At 70.8% G+C, this 18,436-nt stretch carries 1 protein-coding gene (running past one end of the window); it reads left to right on the plus strand.

Annotated features, from left to right (window positions below):
- A protein-coding gene (locus OHB21_RS12210) for a non-ribosomal peptide synthase/polyketide synthase (RefSeq protein WP_195142369.1) crosses the window boundary here: on the plus strand, positions 1–18,389 show its end. Its footprint begins 18,604 nt before the window's first position; 18,389 of the gene's 36,993 nt are visible here — the last part of the coding sequence; its start codon lies off the left edge, out of view; it ends in the stop codon at positions 18,387–18,389.
- The last annotated feature ends 47 nt before the right edge of the window (positions 18,390–18,436 follow it).

Raw genomic sequence — 18,436 nt, forward strand, 5'->3', positions numbered from 1 at the left:
CCGGTGACGTGGTCCGCTGGACCCGTACCGGTGAGGTCGAGTATGTCGGCCGTTCGGACTTCCAGGTCAAGGTTCGTGGTTTCCGTATCGAACTCGGTGAGATCGACGCGGCCCTGGCTTCGCACGAGACGGTCGATTTCGCGGTCACCGTCGGCCACAAGAACGCCGTCGGCGCGGTCTCGCTGGTGTCGTATGTCGTTGCGGCGTCGGGTAATTCGATCGACGTCGCGGCGCTGACCGCGCATGTGGAGGATCGTCTCCCGGCGTATATGGTGCCGTCGGCGATCATGGTGATCGATCGGGTCCCGCTGACCCCGGTCGGCAAGCTCGACCGAAAAGCCCTGCCGGAACCCGTCTTCGCGACCGAGGTGACCTTCCGCGCCGCGCGCACACCCCTCGAGCAGACCATCGCCGAGGTGTTCGCCGAGGTGCTCGGCGTCGAGCGGGTCGGTGTGGACGATTCGTTCTTCGCCCTGGGCGGCGACAGCATCGTCTCCATCCAGCTGGTCTCCCGCGCCAAGGCGCGCGGTGTGGTGTTCACGCCGCGACACGTCTTCGAGCAGAAGACCGTCGCGGGCCTGGCCGCCGTGGCCGAGACCGCCGACGCCGCCGCGCCCGCCGTGGCCGCGCTGCCCGAACTGCCCGGCGGCGGCGTCGGCACCATGCCGCTCACCCCGGTGGTGCGGTTCATGGCCGAACGCCCCGGCTCGTTCCGCCGGTTCAACCAGACCATCGCGCTGGAGCTGCCGCTCGGCATCGACCACACCGGCATCGCCGCCACCGTCGGCGCGGTGATCGATCGCCACGACATGCTGCGTTCCAGCCTGCGCCGCGCCGGCGGCGACTGGGTGTTGCAGACCGCCGCGCCCGGCACCGTCGACGTGGACGCGCTCATCGAGCGGGTCGAGTTCCCGGCCGCCGCCACCGACGCCGAACTCTTCGACATCGCTTCGGCCGCACTGGATTCCGAACTGGACAAGCTCGATCCCGCGACCGGTCAGGTGATCCGGTTCGTGTGGCTGGAACCCGACGAGCCCACCCGGATGGGCCGCCTGATCGTGGTGGCGCACCACCTGGTCGTCGACGGTGTGTCGTGGCGCATCCTGGTGCCCGACTTCGTCGCCGCGTGGGGCCAGCTGACCGCCGGTCAGCAGCCCGAGCTCGTCGCGCCCGCCTCCTCCATGCGGGCCTGGTCGCACGCGCTGGCCCGCGAGGCCGAAAGTGCCGGGCGCACCGCTGAACTCGACCATTGGCACGCCGTGGTCGACACCCCCGACCCGCTGCTCACCGCGCGCCCGATGGACCCGGCGGTCGACACCTCGCGGACCGTGGAGAAGGTGAAGGTCGAGGTGTCCGCCGAGGTCACCAAGGCCCTGCTGACCACCGTGCCCGCCCTGTTCCACGGCGGTGTGAACGACGGCCTGCTCACCGCGCTGGCCCTGGCCACCGCGAAGTGGCGCGCCGCCAGGACCGGCGCCCGCCCCGATGACGCGCTGCTGGTGCGCCTGGAAGGCCACGGCCGCGAGGAAGACGTGGTGCCCGGCGCCGACCTCTCGCGCACCGTCGGCTGGTTCACCGCCATCTTCCCGGTGCGCTTGGACCTCACCGGCGTGGACGTGGACGCCGCCCTCGCGGGCGGACCGGCGCTCGGCAAGGCCGTGAAGGCGGTCAAGGAGCAGCTGCTCGCGGTGCCGGACAAGGGCATCGGCTACGGCCTGCTGCGCTACCTGAACCCGCGCACCGCGGGCGAACTGCCCGAGCGGCTGCCCGGCCAGGTGAGTTTCAACTACCTGGGCCGCGTCTCCGACAGCGATGTGCCCGAGGCGCTGCGCGGCTACGGCTGGACCCCGGCCGGTGAACTCGGCGCGCTGGCCGGCGCGTACGACGCCGATATGCCCGCCATGGCCCCGCTGGACGTGAACGCCATCGTGGTGGGCGACAAGCTCACCGCCAATATCGGCTACCCGGCCACCCTGCTCTCCGGCGACGAGGTGCGCGAATTCGCGAACCTGTGGACCACGGCGCTGGAAGCGGTTGCCCGGCACGCCAATTCGACCGGCGCGGGCGGGCACACCCCGTCCGACTTCGCCCTGGTGCGCGCGACGCAGCGCGATATAGACGGCTGGGAGCGGCAGTTCCCGGCGCTGTCTGACGTGTGGCCGCTCTCGGCGCTCCAGGCGGGCCTGCTGTTCCACGCCCGCCTGGCCGCGAGCTCGGTGGACGTCTACACCGCGCAGGCGGTGCTCACGCTCACCGGACGGGTCGACGCGGCCCGGCTGCGCGCCGCCGCGCAGGCGCTGGTGGACCGCTACGAGAATCTGCGCACCGCGTTCGTCAGCGACCACGACGGCAGCCCCGTGCAGGTCGTGCTGGACGGCGTGCGCGTGGCGTGGGCCGAGTACGACCGCTCCGAGACCGGTGCGGCCGACGACCTCATCGAGGCGGACCGGTTGCGGCGCTTCGATCTCGCCGCGCCGCCGCTGATCCGCTTCACGCTGATCCAAGTGGCGGCCGACGAGTGGCGGTTCGTGGTGGCCAACCACCACATCCTGCTCGACGGCTGGTCGATGCCGCTGCTCATGCGCGACCTGCTGGTGCTGTACGCGACGCACGCCGACCCGTCGGCGCTGCCCGCCGTGCGCTCCTACCGTCACTTCCTGGAATGGACGGCGCGCCAGGATCATTCGGCCTCGGTGGCCGCGTGGGCCGACGCGCTGCGCGGCGTGGGCGAACCCACCCTGCTCGCGCGCCCCGACGCGGGCCGCGAGATCACCGCGCTGTCGGGGGAGTACCTGTTCGAGCTGGACGAGGCCGCCACCGCGCGGCTCACCGAGCTGGCGAGTTCGCTCGGCGTCACCCCGAACACGGTGCTCCAGGTGGCGTGGGGCATCCTCGTCGGCCGCATGACCGGCACCGACGACGTGCTGTTCGGCACCACGGTCTCGGGTCGTCCCGCGCAGTTGTCCGGCGTGGAATCGATGGTGGGCCTGTTCATCAACACCGTGCCGGTGCGGGTGCGCTTCGGTCCGTCGGAGTCCGCGCGCGAGCTGCTCGTGCGCACCCAGGGCGAGCAGGCCGATCTGCTCGACCACCACTACGTGGGCCTGGCCGACATCCAGTCGGCGGCCGGGGTGGGCGCGCTGTTCGACACCCTGGTGGTGTTCGAGTCGTATCCGGTGGACGCCGAGGGCATCAAGTCCCAGGCCGCCGATATCGACGGGATGGCGCTGGCGGGACTGGACGCGGCCGACGCCACGCACTACCCGCTGACGCTGATCGCGCAGCTGGATTCGCGGCTGCGCATCCGCGCGGGCTACCTGCGCGACCTGTTCGACGAGCAGACCGTGCGCCGCATCGCCGACCGGCTCGTGCGGGTGCTGACCGCCGTCACCGCGGAACCCGGTGTGGCCGTGGGCGATATCGCGCTCGTCGACACCGCCGAACGCGAACTGCTCGTGCGCGGCTGGAACGACACCGCGCACGAGGTGGACGACGCGGCGACGCTGGTCTCGATGTTCGAGGCGCAGGTCGCCGCGACACCGGAGGCGACCGCGCTCACCTTCGACGGCACCAGCCTTACGTACGCGGAGTTCTCGGCAGAGGTCTACCGGTTGGCGCGCTGGCTCATCGATCGCGGTGTGGGCCCGGAGACCTCGGTGGCGCTCGGTATGCGCCGGTCGCTGGACCTGGTGATCGGCATGTACGCCGTCGCCGTGGCCGGCGGCGCGTACGTGCCGCTGGACCCGGATCACCCGGCCGAGCGCACGGAATACATTCTGGCGACGGCGGATCCGGTGTGCGTGCTCACCTCCGGGGACGATCTGGACATCGACACCGCGCAGGTGCGCATCGATCTGCTCGACCTCTCCGGCCTGCCGGACACGCCGGTCACCGACGCGGATCGCCGTGTGCCGCTGCGTCCGTCGAATACCGCGTACGTGATCTTCACGTCGGGTTCGACGGGTCGGCCGAAGGGTGTGGCTGTGTCGCATTCGGCGATCGTGAACCGTCTGGTGTGGATGCAGTCGGAGTACGGTCTGACCACCGACGATGTGGTGTTGCAGAAGACCCCGGCCACGTTCGACGTGTCGGTGTGGGAGTTCTTCTGGCCCTTGCAGATCGGCGCGCGCCTGGTCGTCGCCAAGCCCGACGGGCATCGCGATCCGGCGTACCTGGCCGACGTGATCGCGGCCGAGCGGGTCAGCGTCACGCACTTCGTGCCGTCCATGCTGGCGGTGTTCGTGGCCGACGGCGCCGCGGCGCGCTGCACGGCGCTGCGCATGGTCTTCGCCTCCGGTGAGGCGTTGCCGCCGAAGCCCGCGCACCGGTTGCGCGAGCTGACCGGCGCGCGCCTGCACAACCTGTACGGCCCGACCGAGGCCGCGGTCGACGTCACCTATCACGAGGTGACCGAGGCCGACACCGATACGGTGCCGATCGGCGCCCCGGTGTTCAACACCCAGGTGTACGTGCTGGATTCGCGTCTGCGTCCCGCGCCGGTGGGTGTCGCGGGCGAGCTGTACCTGGCGGGCGCCCAGCTGGCGCGCGGTTACGTGGCGCGGCCCGATCTGACCTCGGACCGGTTCGTGGCCGATCCGTTCGGCGACGGAACCCGCATGTACCGCACCGGCGACCTGGTGGCGTGGACCGCCGATGGTGAGCTGGAGTACTTGGGCCGCACGGACTTCCAGGTGAAGCTGCGCGGTCTGCGGATCGAGCTGGGCGAGATCGAGTCGGCGCTGACGGCGCTGGACGAGGTCGCGCAGTCGGTCGTGGTGGTGCGCTCCGATCAGCACACCGGCGATCAGCTGGTGGCCTACGTGGTGCCCGCGCCGGGCGCGCAGGTGGACGGCGAGCTGGTGCGCGAGGACCTGGCCAGGCAGCTGCCCGCCTACATGGTGCCCGCGCTGGTGATGACGCTGGCGGAGTTCCCGCTCAACGCCTCCGGCAAGCTGGACCGCAAGGCGCTGCCCGCGCCGGTGTTCGAGGCCGCGGTGTTCCGCGCGCCCACCACGCCGGTGGAGGAGATCGTCGCGCGCACCTTCGCCGACGTGCTCGGCCTGGACCGGGTCGGCCTGGACGACGACTTCTTCGCCCTGGGCGGCAACTCGCTCAGCGCCACCCAGGTGGCGGCGCGGCTCTCGGTCGCGCTGGAGACCGACCTCGGCGTGCGCGAACTGTTCGAGGCGTCCACGGTGGCGGCGCTCGCGGCGCGCACCGAGTCCAAGGCGGGCGCGGGCGGCAAGGCGGCTCTGGTGCCGCAGCGCCGCCCGGAGCGGATCCCGCTCTCGCTGGCGCAGCAGCGCATGTGGTTCCTGAACCGCTTCAACATGGGCGGCGGCGAGCGGTTCGCCGCGTCGGCCGCGGCCGACAACATCCCCGCCGCGGTGCGGCTGTCGGGCCTGCTGGACCGGCAGGCGTTGCAGATCGCGGTCGCCGACGTGCTCGCCAGGCACGAGTCGCTGCGCACCTACTACCCGGAGATCGACGGCGTCGGCTTCCAGCGGATCGTGCCCACGGCACAGGTGATCCCGGACCTGAGCCCGATCGACACCACCGAAGCCGAACTGCCGCAACGCCTTTCCGAGGTGGTGCTGACCGCGTTCGACGTCACCGCCGAGGTGCCCTTCCGCGCCAGGCTGTTCGAGATCAGCCCCACCGAGCACGTGCTCGCGCTGGTGGTGCACCACATCTCGGCCGACGGCTTCTCCATGGGCCCGCTGACCAGGGATGTGATGATCGCCTACGGCGCCCGCGTGGACGGCGAGGAGCCCGCGTGGCGCCCGCTGGACGTGCAGTACGCCGACTACGCGCTGTGGCAGCGCGCGGTGCTGGGCGCCGAGGACGATCCGGAGTCGCTGATCTCCGGGCAGCTGGACTTCTGGCGGCGCGAGCTGGCCGGGCTGGTGGAGCAGATGGACCTGCCCGCCGACCGGCCGCGCCCGGCGACCGCGTCCAACCGGGGCGACACGGTGACCTTCACCGTGCCCGCCGAGGTGCACGCGGCGCTGCGCGAGCTGGCGCAGGAACACAATTCGACGCTGTTCATGGTGGTGCACGCCGCGTTCGCCGCGCTGCTGGCGCGCCTGTCGGGTACCGAGGACATCGCCATCGGCACACCCATCGCGGGCCGCGGCGAGCGGGCGCTCGACGACCTGATCGGCATGTTCGTCAACACCCTGGTGCTGCGCACCCAGGTGGCACCCGGCGAGACCTTCACCGACCTGCTGCGCGCGGTGCGCCGCGTGGACGTGGACGCCTTCGGCCACGCCGACGTGCCGTTCGAGCGGCTGGTCGAGGTGCTCGACCCGGTGCGCTCGCCGGGCAGGCACCCGCTGTTCCAGGTGGCGCTGACCTTCCAGAACACCGCGCCGAACACCTTCGAACTGCCGGGCCTAACGGTCTCCGGCGTCGACATGGCGGTTCCACTGGCCAAGTTCGACCTCCAGCTGATCCTGGTGGAGGACATGGACGCCGACGGGGCGCCGCAGGGCATGAGTGCCGAATTCGCCTACGCGACGGACCTGTTCGACGCGAGCACAGTGTCGTCGTTCGCGGATCGCCTGGTGCGGATGCTGTCCGCGGTGGTGGCCGATCCGGGCGTGGTGGTCGGTGACGTGGAGTTGCTGGACGCCGCCGAGCGGTCCTCTGTCGTCGAGGGCTGGAATGCGACCGGGCATGCGGTGGATGCGTCGGCGACGTTGGTGTCGTTGTTCGAGGCGCAGGTCGCGCGGACACCTGATGCTGAGGCGTTGACGTTCGAGGGGACGGGTCTCGCCCACCCGTCGCCCGACCACCGCCCCTCATCGAGTGGCTTCGCCACGCTGACTTATGGTGAGTTCGCCTCGCGGGTGAATCGTCTTGCCCGGCATTTGGTTTCGTTGGGTGTTGGTCCGGATTCGCTGGTGGCGTTGGGTATGCGTCGCTCGTTGGATCTGGTTGTGGGTATGTACGCGGTGTCGGTTGCCGGTGGTGCGTATGTGCCGCTGGATCCGGATCATCCGGCCGAGCGCACTCACTATGTGCTGGATCTGGCGCAGCCGGTCGTAGTGCTGACCACCTCGCGGGACGAGTTCGACACCGGTTCCGTCGCGGCGCTGGAGATCGACACGCTGGACGTTTCGGGCTACGCGGACGAGGCGCTGAGCGATGCGGATCGTGTTGCGCCGCTGCGTCCGTCGAATACGGCGTACGTGATCTTCACGTCGGGTTCGACGGGTCGGCCGAAGGGTGTGGCTGTGTCGCATTCGGCGATCGTGAACCGTCTGGTGTGGATGCAGTCGGAGTACGGTCTGACCACCGACGATGTGGTGTTGCAGAAGACCCCGGCCACGTTCGACGTGTCGGTGTGGGAGTTCTTCTGGCCCTTGCAGATCGGTGCGCGCCTGGTCGTCGCCAAGCCCGACGGGCATCGCGATCCGGCGTACCTGGTCGACGTGATCACCGCCGAGCGGGTCAGCGTCACGCACTTCGTGCCGTCGATGATGTCGGTGTTCGTGGCCGAGGAGCGGGTCGGTGAGTGCACCAGCCTGCGTAATGTTTTCGCCTCCGGTGAGGCGCTGCCTGCTGTCACGGCGCAGAAACTCCGGGAACTCACGGGTGCCCGTCTGCACAATCTGTACGGCCCGACGGAGGCTGCTGTCGATGTCACCTTCCACGAGGTGACCGACGCGGATACGCAGACGGTGCCGATCGGTGCGCCGGTGTTCAACACGCAGGTGTACGTGCTGGATTCGCGTCTGCATCCGGTGCCGGTGGGTGTGCCGGGTGAGCTGTACCTCGCCGGTGTGCAGTTGGCGCGCGGTTATGTGGCGCGCCCCGACCTGACGGCCGACCGGTTCGTCGCGGACCCGTTCGCCGCCGGTGCGCGCATGTACCGGACGGGTGACCTGGTCACCTGGACGGCGGACGGTGAGCTGGAGTACTTGGGCCGCACGGACTTCCAGGTGAAGTTGCGTGGTCTGCGGATCGAGCTGGGCGAGATCGAGTCGGCGGCCACGGCGCTGGACGAGGTCGCGCAGGCCGTGGTCGTGGTGCGCTCGGACGAGCACCTCGGCGACCAGCTCGTCGGCTATCTCGTGGCCGCGGCCGGGCACGCGATCGACCTCGACGCGGTGCGTACCCATCTCGGCGCCGAACTGCCCGGCTACATGGTGCCGTCGGCGTTCGTGGTGCTCGACGAGTTCCCGCTCAACGCCTCCGGCAAGCTGGATCGCAAGGCGCTGCCCGCTCCGGTGTTCGAGGTCAAGGCATTCCGCGCACCCGCCACCCCGATCCAGGAGATCGTCGCGAGCACGTTCGGCGACGTCCTCGGCGTGGACCGGGTCGGCTTGGACGACGACTTCTTCGAACTCGGCGGCAACTCGCTCGTCGGCACCCAGGTGATCGCCCGCATCAACCGGGCGGTCGGCGCGAACCTCTCGGTGCGCGACCTCTTCGAGGCGCCCGCCGTCGCCGCGCTGGCCGCCAGGGCCGGTGTGGAAGCCGACGGAAGGCCGCGCCACGCCCTGGTGGCCGGACCGCGCCCGGACCGCATCCCGCTCTCGCTCGCGCAGCAGCGCATGTGGTTCCTGAACCGTTTCGACAACCAGACCGCGGTCAATAACATCCCGCTCGCGGTCCGGCTGGTCGGCGCCCTCGACACCGAGGCGCTGCGCCTGGCCGTGGCCGACGTGGTGGACCGGCACGAGGTGCTGCGCACCGTCTACCCGGAGACCGCCGAGGGCCACGGCGTGCAGGTCGTGCTGCCCGCGGGCCAGGCCCATCCGGACCTCACGCCGATCGAGGTGTCGGAAGCCGATCTGGCCGACCGCATCCGCGAGGTCGTGCTCACCGAATTCGACGTCACCGCGGCGGTGCCCGTGCGGGCCGCGCTGTTCCGGGTGGCCGGGTCGATGGACGGCTCCGCGCCCGACACCCACGTGCTGGTGTTCGTGGTGCACCACGTCTCCGGTGACGGCTGGTCGGTCGGCCCGCTGGCCCGCGACGTGATGCTCGCCTACGCGGCGCGCTCGCGCGGCGAGGCGCCCGGCTGGGCGCCGCTGCCCGTGCAGTACGCCGACTACGCGCTGTGGCAGCGCGAAACCCTGGGCTCCGAGGACGATCCGGACTCGCTGATCGCCGCGCAGGTCGACTACTGGTCGCGCACGCTGGCCGGGGTGCCGGACCAGCTGGACCTGCCGTCGGACCGCAAGCGCCCGGCGGTGGCCACCAACCGGGGCGGCGTCTACGAATTCGCGCTGAGCCCCGAACTGGCCAGGGCGAGTGAGGAATTGGCGCGCGCGCACGGCGCCAGCCTGTTCATGGTGGTGCACGCCGCGTTCGCCGCGCTGCTGGCGCGGCTGTCGAACACCGACGACGTCACCATCGGCACCGTGGTCGCGGGCCGCGGTGAGGCCGTCCTCGACGACGCCATCGGCATGTTCGTGAACACGCTGGTGCTGCGCAGCGCCGTCGATCCGGCGCAGCGCTTCGCCGACCTGCTGGCCCGCACCAGGGAAACCGACCTGGCCGCCTTCGGGCACGCCGACCTGCCGTTCGAGCGGCTGGTCGAACTGCTCAACCCGGCCCGCTCGCAGGCGCGGCACCCGCTGTTCCAGGTCATGCTCTCGTTCCAGAACCAGGGCGAGGCCGGCTTCGAGCTGCCCGGCCTGGAGGTCTCGGGCGTGCCGCTGGACGTGGTGACCGCGAAGTTCGATCTGCACCTGAACTTCTCGGGCACCGCCGCCGACGGCCTGTCCGCCGAGTTCGCCTACGCGACGGACCTTTTCGACGAGCCGACGGTCGCGTCGTTCGCGGATCGCCTGGTGCGGATGCTGGAAGCCGTCGTCGCGGATCCGGCCGTGGTGGTCGGTGACGTGGAGCTGCTGGAGGCCGCCGAGCGGTCGGCGGTGGTGGAGTCGTGGAACGCGACCGGGCATGCGGTGGATGCGTCGGCGACGTTGGTGTCGATGTTCGAGGCGCAGGCGGCGCGGACGCCGAATGCCGAGGCGTTGACGTTCGAGGGGACGGGCCTCGCTTATGGTGAGTTCGCCTCGCGGGTGAATCGTCTTGCCCGGCATTTGGTTTCGTTGGGTGTTGGTCCGGATTCGCTGGTGGCGTTGGGTATGCGTCGCTCGTTGGATCTGGTTGTGGGTATGTACGCGGTGTCGGTTGCCGGTGGTGCGTATGTGCCGCTGGATCCGGATCATCCGGCCGAGCGCACTCACTATGTGCTGGATCTGGCGCAGCCGGTCGTGGTGCTGACCACCACCCGCGACGAGTTCGACGCCGGGTCGGTCACCGCGCTCACCATCGACACCCTCGACCTCGACAGCTACGACGCCGCCCCGCTGGCGGACTCGGATCGCGTTGCGCCGCTGCGTCCGTCGAACACCGCGTACGTGATCTTCACGTCGGGGTCGACCGGCCGCCCGAAGGGTGTGGCGGTCTCGCACGGCGCGATCGTCAACCGTCTGGTGTGGATGCAGGCCGAGTACGGGCTCACGGGCGCGGACGTGGTGTTGCAGAAGACGCCCGCCACGTTCGACGTGTCCGTGTGGGAGTTCTTCTGGCCCTTGCAGATCGGTGCGCGCCTGGTGATCGCCAAGCCCGAAGGCCACCGCGATCCCGGTTACTTGGTGGATGTCATCACCGCCGAACGGGTCACGACGGCGCACTTCGTGCCGTCGATGATGTCGGTGTTCGTGGCCGAGGATCGCGCGGGTGAATGCACCAGCCTGCGTAACGTCTTCGCGTCTGGTGAAGCGCTACCCGCTGTCACGGCGCAGAAGTTGCGTGAGCTCACCGGAACTCGCCTGCACAACTTGTACGGCCCGACGGAAGCCGCCGTCGACGTCACCTTCCACGAGGTAACCGACGCCGACACCCAGACGGTGCCGATCGGTGCTCCGGTGTTCAACACGCAGGTGTACGTGCTGGATTCGCGTCTGCACCCGGTGCCGGTGGGCGTGCCCGGCGAGCTCTACCTCGCCGGTGCGCAACTGGCCCGCGGCTACGTCGCACGGCCGGACCTCACCTCGGATCGTTTCGTGGCCGACCCGTTCGGCAGCGGAACCCGCATGTACCGCACCGGTGACCTGGTCACCTGGACGGCCGATGGTGAGCTGGAGTACTTGGGCCGCACCGACTTCCAGGTGAAGTTGCGTGGTCTGCGCATCGAGCTGGGCGAGATCGAGTCCGCGCTGACGGCGCTGGACGAAGTCGCGCAGTCGGTCGTGGTCGTGCGTTCGGACGAGCGCCTCGGTGACCAGCTCGTCGGCTACCTGATCGCGGCCGCCGGTCGCTCCGTGGACATCGACGCGGTGCGCACCGCCCTGGCGGCGGACCTGCCCGCGTACATGGTGCCGTCGGCGTTCGTGGTGCTCGACGAGTTCCCGCTCAACGCCTCCGGCAAGCTCGAGCGCAAGGCGCTGCCCGCGCCCGTGTTCGAGATCAAGGCGTTCCGTGCGCCGTCGACTCCGGTCGAGGAGATCGTGGCCGGCGCCTTCGGCGACGTCCTCGGGGTGACGCGGGTCGGCTTGGACGACGACTTCTTCGAACTCGGCGGCAACTCGCTGGTCGCCACCCAGGTCACCGCCCGCCTCGGCGCGGCGCTGGACGCCCAGCTCACCGTGCGTGACCTGTTCGAGGCGTCCACCGTCGCGGCGCTGGCCGCCCGCGTGGAGAACATCGCCGGGTCGGGCCGCACGCGGCCCCGGCTCACCGCGGGCAACCGGCCGGAACGGATTCCGCTCTCGCCCGCGCAGGCGCGCTACTGGTTCCTCAACCAGTTCGACACGGCCACCTCGGCGGTCGACAACATCCCGCTCGCGGTCCGGCTGTCCGGCGCGCTCGACGTGCGCGCGCTGGAACAGGCCATCGGCGACCTCTACGCGCGCCACGAGGTGCTGCGCACCACCTACCCGAGCGGACCCGACGGCCCGCACCAGGTGATCCTGCCGGTCGACCGGGGAACCCCGGTGCTGGAGCCGATCCAGCTCGACGAGTCGGAACTGCTCGAGCGCGTCATCGCCTTCGCGATGACCACCTTCGATGTCGCCGCCGAGATCCCGCTCGCCGTCGCGCTGTTCCGCATCGCCCCCGACGAGCACGTGATCGCGTTCGTCGTGCATCACGTCGCCGCCGACGGCGCCTCCATGGGTCCGCTCGCGCGCGACCTGATGGCCGCCTACGTGGCGCGCGCCGGGGGCGAGGCGCCGCAGTGGGCGCCGCTGCCGGTGCAGTACGCCGACTACGCGCTGTGGCAGCGCACCGTGCTGGGCGACGAGGACGATCCGGAGTCGGTGGCCGCCCGGCAGGTCGCCTACTGGCGGACCGCGCTGGCCGGCCTGCCCGACCAGCTCGAGCTGCCCGCCGACCGGCCGCGCCCGCCCGCGCAGTCGTTCCACGGCAAGGCGATTCGCTTCGAACTGTCGCCGAGCAGGCACGCGGAACTGGCGGAATTGGCGCGCGCCAATAACGCCTCGCTGTTCATGGTCGTGCACGCCGCGCTGGCGGTGCTGCTCGCGCGCCTCTCCGGCACCGACGACATCGCCGTCGGCACCCCGATCGCGGGCCGCGGTGAGCGTGAGCTCGACGACCTCATCGGTATGTTCGTGAACACCTTGGTGTTCCGCACCTCGGTGCGGCCCGGCGACCGGTTCGCCGACCTGCTCGCCGATGTGCGCGAACGCGATCTGGAGGCGTTCGCCAACGCCGACGTGCCGTTCGAGCGACTGGTGGAGGTGCTCAACCCGGAGCGTTCCACGGCGCGCAATCCGCTGTTCCAGATCGGCCTGTCGTTCCAGAACCTGGCCGAGACCACCTTGGAACTGCCCGGACTCAACGTGAGCGCGGTCGACTTCGACTCGCAGCTGGCCAAGACCGACCTGCACGTGACGCTCTACGACCGGTACGCCGAGGACGGCAGCCCGGCCGAGATCGTCACCGAATTCGGTTACGCCACCGACCTGTTCGACGAATCCACCGTGCAGGGTTTCGCCGACCGGTTCGTGCGGGTGCTCGACGCGATCGTCGCCGACGTGACGGTGCCGGTCGGCGAGATCGACCTGCTGGCCGGTGACGAAGCGGATCGGATCCTGCGGACCTGGAACGACACCGCGCACGCCGTCGACGCCGACGCGACCCTGGTGTCGCTGCTCGACAACGCGGTGGCGCAGGCCGCCCCGGGCACGGTCGCGCTGGTCGCCGACACCGCGTCGGGTGAGCGGATCCAGCTCACCTACACCGAACTCGACGCCAGGGTGAATCAGCTGGCGCGGTATCTGATCGGGCGTGGTGTGCGTCCGGAGGATCGGGTGGCGTTGGCGATTCGGCGTTCGGCGGATCTGGTGATCGCGATGTACGCGGTGGCGAAGTCCGGTGCGGCGTATGTGCCGATCGATCCGGATCAGCCCGCCGACCGCGTGGACTACATCCTCGATACGGCCGCCCCCACCGTCGTGTTGACCACTCGCCGGGACGCGTTCACCACCGAGCGGGCCGAGACCGTCGCCATCGACGCACTCGACCTCTCGGCGTACGCGGCGGGCACCATCGCCGAGACCGAGCGCAATGGTGTTCTGCGCGCGGGGAATACGGCGTATGTGATCTTTACGTCGGGTTCGACGGGTCAGCCCAAGGGTGTGGCGGTGTCGCACGGGGCGGTCGTGAATCAGTTGCTGTGGAAGAGTGCCGAGTTCGGTTTGGATGCCGAGAATGTGGTGCTGTTGAAGACGGCGGCGACGTTCGATTTGTCGGTGTGGGAGTTCTGGTCTGCTGCGGTGAGTGGTGGTCGTCTGGTGGTGGCTACCGCCGACGGGCATCGTGATCCGGCCTACCTGAACGCGTTGATGCGGTCGACGGGTGTGTCGACGTTGCATGTGGTGCCGTCGATGTTGGATGCGTTGCTGACCGAATCTGATGGGCGTCTGCCGGATTCGTTGCGGCGGGTGCTGGCGATCGGCGAAGCCCTCCCGGCCGACACCGCGCAGCGATTCCGCGCCACCAACGCGGCCGCGCTGTTCAACCTGTACGGTCCCACCGAGGCGGCCGTCTCCATCACCAACCACGCCGTCACCGACGCCGACCAGGCGTCCGTGTCGATCGGCGCGCCGGAGTGGAACAGCCAGGTCTACGTGCTCGACGCGCGGCTGCGTCCCGTCCCCGTGGGCGTGGCGGGCGAGTTGTACCTGTCCGGAACGCAATTGGCGCGCGGCTACTTCGCCCGCCCCGACCTCACCGCGGATCGCTTCGTGGCCAACCCCTTCGAAGCGGATGGCGCCCGGATGTACCGCACCGGCGACCTGGTGGCGTGGAATGCCGACGGCGAGTTGGAGTATCGGGGTCGTACCGACTTCCAGGTGAAGATCCGCGGTTTCCGCATCGAACTCGGCGAGATCGAGGCCGCGCTGCTGCGCCGCGACACCATCGCCGCGGCCGCGGTGCTCGCGCACAACGATCCCGGCCTCGGCGACCGCCTCGTCGCCTACGTCGTGCCCACCCCGGCGGGCCTCGACCCGGAGACCGGCGAACTCGACAAGCGTGCCTTGCAGTCGGCACTCGCGGCGGACCTGCCGTCCTACATGGTGCCCAGCGCGTTCGTCGCGCTGGATGCCCTGCCGCTCAACGCGAACGGCAAGCTGGACCGCACCGCGCTGCCGGAGCCGACCTTCGAGAAGGCCGCGTTCCGCGCGCCGTCCACCCGGGCCGAGAAGATCGTGGCCACCGTGTTCGCCGATGTGCTCGGCATCGAGCACATCGGCGCCGACGATGATTTCTTCGGCCTCGGCGGCAACAGCATCCTGTCCATCCAGCTGGTGTCGCGGGCCAAGGCGCTCGGCGTCGAGTTCAGCGTCCGCGACGTGTTCGACCAGCGCAGCGTCGCCGCGCTCGCCACGGTCGCGCACATCGCCGACGCCTTCGGCGTGCCCGACGAACTGCCCGGCGGCGGTGTCGGCGAGATGCCGCTGCCGCCCGCCGTCGCCGCGGCCCTGGCCGACGGCGCGCGGACCTATGCGCGGGCCGCGCTGCTGCCGCTGCCCGCCGCACTGGACTGGTACACGCTGCTCGACGCGCTCGAGGTGCTGGTCGACCGGCACGACGCGCTGCGCCTGCGGCTGCGTGACGGCGTGTTCGAGGCGCTGCCGCGCGTCGAGGTGGAACCGCTGCTGCGGGAGGTGCGCGTCGAACACGGCGCGGACCTGGACGGGCTGGTGGCGGCCGAACGCCTGGCCGCCGCCGATCGGCTCGATCCCGAACAGGGTGTGGTGGCGCAGTTCGTGCTGTTCACCTTCGCGGACAACCGCCCCGACGAATTGCTCGTGGTGGCACACCGTTTCGCGCTGGACGGTCCGTCCTGGCGGACGCTGCTCACCGAGCTGTCCACCGCCGCCGAGCGATTCGGCGTCGACGCCCCGCTGGAGCTGCCCTCGGTCGGCGCCTCGCTGCGCCGCTGGGCGCACAGCGTGGCCGCCGACGAGGTGCGCGAGGCGGAACTGCCGTTCTGGCAGGACGTGGCGGGCACCGCCGAGAACCGGCTCGGCGCACGGGAACTCGACCCGGCGCTGGACACCGCGGGCACCGTCGAACGGATCCGGGTCACCGTGCCCGCCGAGGTCACCGAGGCGCTGCGCACCGCGCTGCCCGCGGCCTTCCACGGCGAGACCGAACACGGACTCGTCACGGCGCTGGCCCTGGCCGTGGTGCGCTGGCGCGGCGAGCAGCACGGCACGTCTGTGCTCGTCCGCCGCACCGGCGACGGTCGCGCGGTGCGCGCCGCGGCGGGCGCCGACCTGGCGCGGACCCTCGGCGCGTTCGACATCGAGCACCCGGTGCGGATCGACCTCGGCGAGATCGACCTCACCGACGCGCTCGCCGGCGGTGACACGCTGGGCCGCCTGGTGAAGTCGGTCAAGGAGCAGTTGCTCGCGGTGCCGGATCACGGTCGCGGCCACGCACTGCTCGGACAGCCCGACACGGCGCAGATCGCGTTCCGGTACCTGGGTGAACTGCCCGCCGAACTCGTCACCGTCACCGATCCGGGCCGGCCCGCCGGTGCGGTCGTCGAGATCGACGCCATGATCGCGGGCGACGAGCTGGTGGCCGGCTTCGCCGCGCCCTCGGGTGTGCTGCCCGCGGACCGCCTGCGGGAACTGGCCGAGGGCTGGGTCGCCGCGCTCACCGCGCTCGCCACTCTGGCGGACCGGCCGGGCGTCGGCGGCCGCACCCCCTCGGACCTGCCGCTGGTGCGCGTCGCGCAGGACGACATCGACGTGTGGGAGCGCACCTACCCCGGCATGGCCGAGGTGTGGCCGGTGACGCCGCTGCAATCGGGTCTGCTGTTCCACGCGCTGATGACCACCGCTGCGGTGGACGTCTACAACATGCAGGCGGTCATCGACCTGTCCGGCGTGGTCGACGCCGGGCGCCTGCGTCACGCCGCGCAGGCGCTGCTGGACCGCTACCCGAACCTGCGGACCGCGTTCGTCACCGACTCCGCCGGCCAGTCCGTGCAGATCCCGGTCGACGGGCTCGAGGTGCCGTGGCGCGAGGTCGATCTCACCGTGCTGCCGGAGGAGCGGCGCGAGGAGGAACTGCGCGCCCGGCTCACCGAGGAGCTGGAACGCAAGTTCGACATGGCCGCGCCGCCGCTGGTGCGCTACAGCCTGTACCGCACCGCCGCCGACCGCTGGCACCTGGTGATCACCACTCACCACCTGCTGCTCGACGGCTGGTCCATGCCGCTGCTCATGCAGGACCTGCTGGTGCTGTACGCGGTGCACGGCGACGTGTCGGCGCTGCCGACGGTGGCCGGTTACCGCGACTTCCTGGACTGGCTGACCCACCGCGACCTGGACGAGTCGCTGCGCACCTGGGCGGCGGCCTTCGACGGTCTGCGCGAGCCGACCGAACTGGCCCCGCCGCCGCGCGGCGCCGAGGACTACCGCACCGGCAAGGTCGTCATCGAACTCGACGAGGACCGCACCCGGACGCTGGTCAAGCACTGCGCCGAACTGGGCATCACGGTGAACACCCTGGTGTCGGCGGCGTGGGGCATCCTGCTCGGCAGGCTCACCGGGCGCTCGGACGTGACGTTCGGCGCCACCGTCTCGGGCCGCCCGGCCGAACTGCCCGGCGTCGAGTCGATGGTCGGCCTGTTCATCAACACGCTGCCGGTGCGGGTGCGCATCGACGATCGCGGCACCATCGACGAACAGCTGCGCGGGCTTCAGCGCGAGCAGGCCGAGCTGCTGGATCACCACTACGTCGGCCTGGCCGACATCCAGCGCGCGGCGGGCCCCGGCTCGCAGTTCGACACGCTGTACGTCTTCGAGTCGTACCCGATCGACCGGGAGGCCATCGAGGCCGCCAGCTCGATCGACGGGATGTCGGTGCGCGGCGTGGACGTCGCCAACACCACGCACTACCCGCTGACGCTGAAGGCGGCCGCGGAGTCGACGCTCGGCGTGAGCTTCGAGTACCTGCGCAGCCGCTTCACCGAGGAGGAGGTGCGGACCCTCGGCGCCCGGCTGATGCGAGTGCTGGAGGGCCTGGCCGGCGATCCGGATCGCCCGGTCGGCGATATCGACATCCTGGACGAGGCGGAGCGAGCCGAACTGCTCGCCGAGTCGGGGGTGGCCGCCGCGCCGGAGACGGTGAACCGGGTCGGCGCGCGCACGGTGGCCAAGGTGCTCGCCGAGGTGGTCGAGGCCGATCCGCAGGCGCCCGCGCTGCTCGACGGCGGCGACGAGCACGAGTACCACGTGCTGGACCGGCGGTCCTCGCAGCTGGCGCGGGTGCTGATCGGGCGGGGCATCGGGCCCGGCGACGTGGTGGCGGTCGCGCTGCCGCGCTCGGTGGACTCGGTGGTGGCCGTGTGGGCGGTGCAGAAGGCCGGTGCCGCAGTGCTTTTCGCCCACGGGCTGAGTGCCGCCGAGATCGCTTCGGCCGGAGCCGCTTTCGGCATCGCGACGGAAGCGGGGGACGACGCGGTCGGCTGGATCGTGCCGAGCGACCCGGCGGTGCAGGCCGAATTGGCCGCCGCGCCGGGCCATCCGGTGTCCTACGCCGACCGGGTGCGCCCGCTCGGCGAGGAACACCCGGCGTTCGTGGAGCTGGTCGACGGCGCGCCCGTCACCCTGACCCAGACCGAGGTGCTGGATCTGGGCCAGCGTCTGCGCGAGGCGAACGACATCGACTACGAGTCGACCACGTTCACCACCGCCGCCGCGGGCCGCCCCGCCCTGTCGGAGTTCATCGCCACCGCCACCGCGGGCGCCCTCTCCGTCCTCCCCACCGGCGACCTCTCCGCCGACTTGGAGGAAGGCGAGGTCACCCACTGGTTCACCACCCCGGCCGACCCCACCGACCAAGCCGACGACCAGATCCGCCTCATCGTCGCGGAGTGACGTACCGGGTCGGCGCGAACCGCTACGGTCCGCGCCGACCGGGGTAC

The sequence above is a fragment of the Nocardia puris genome (genome assembly GCF_036051655.1).
GTDB classification, from domain to species: Bacteria; Actinomycetota; Actinomycetes; order Mycobacteriales; family Mycobacteriaceae; genus Nocardia; species Nocardia puris.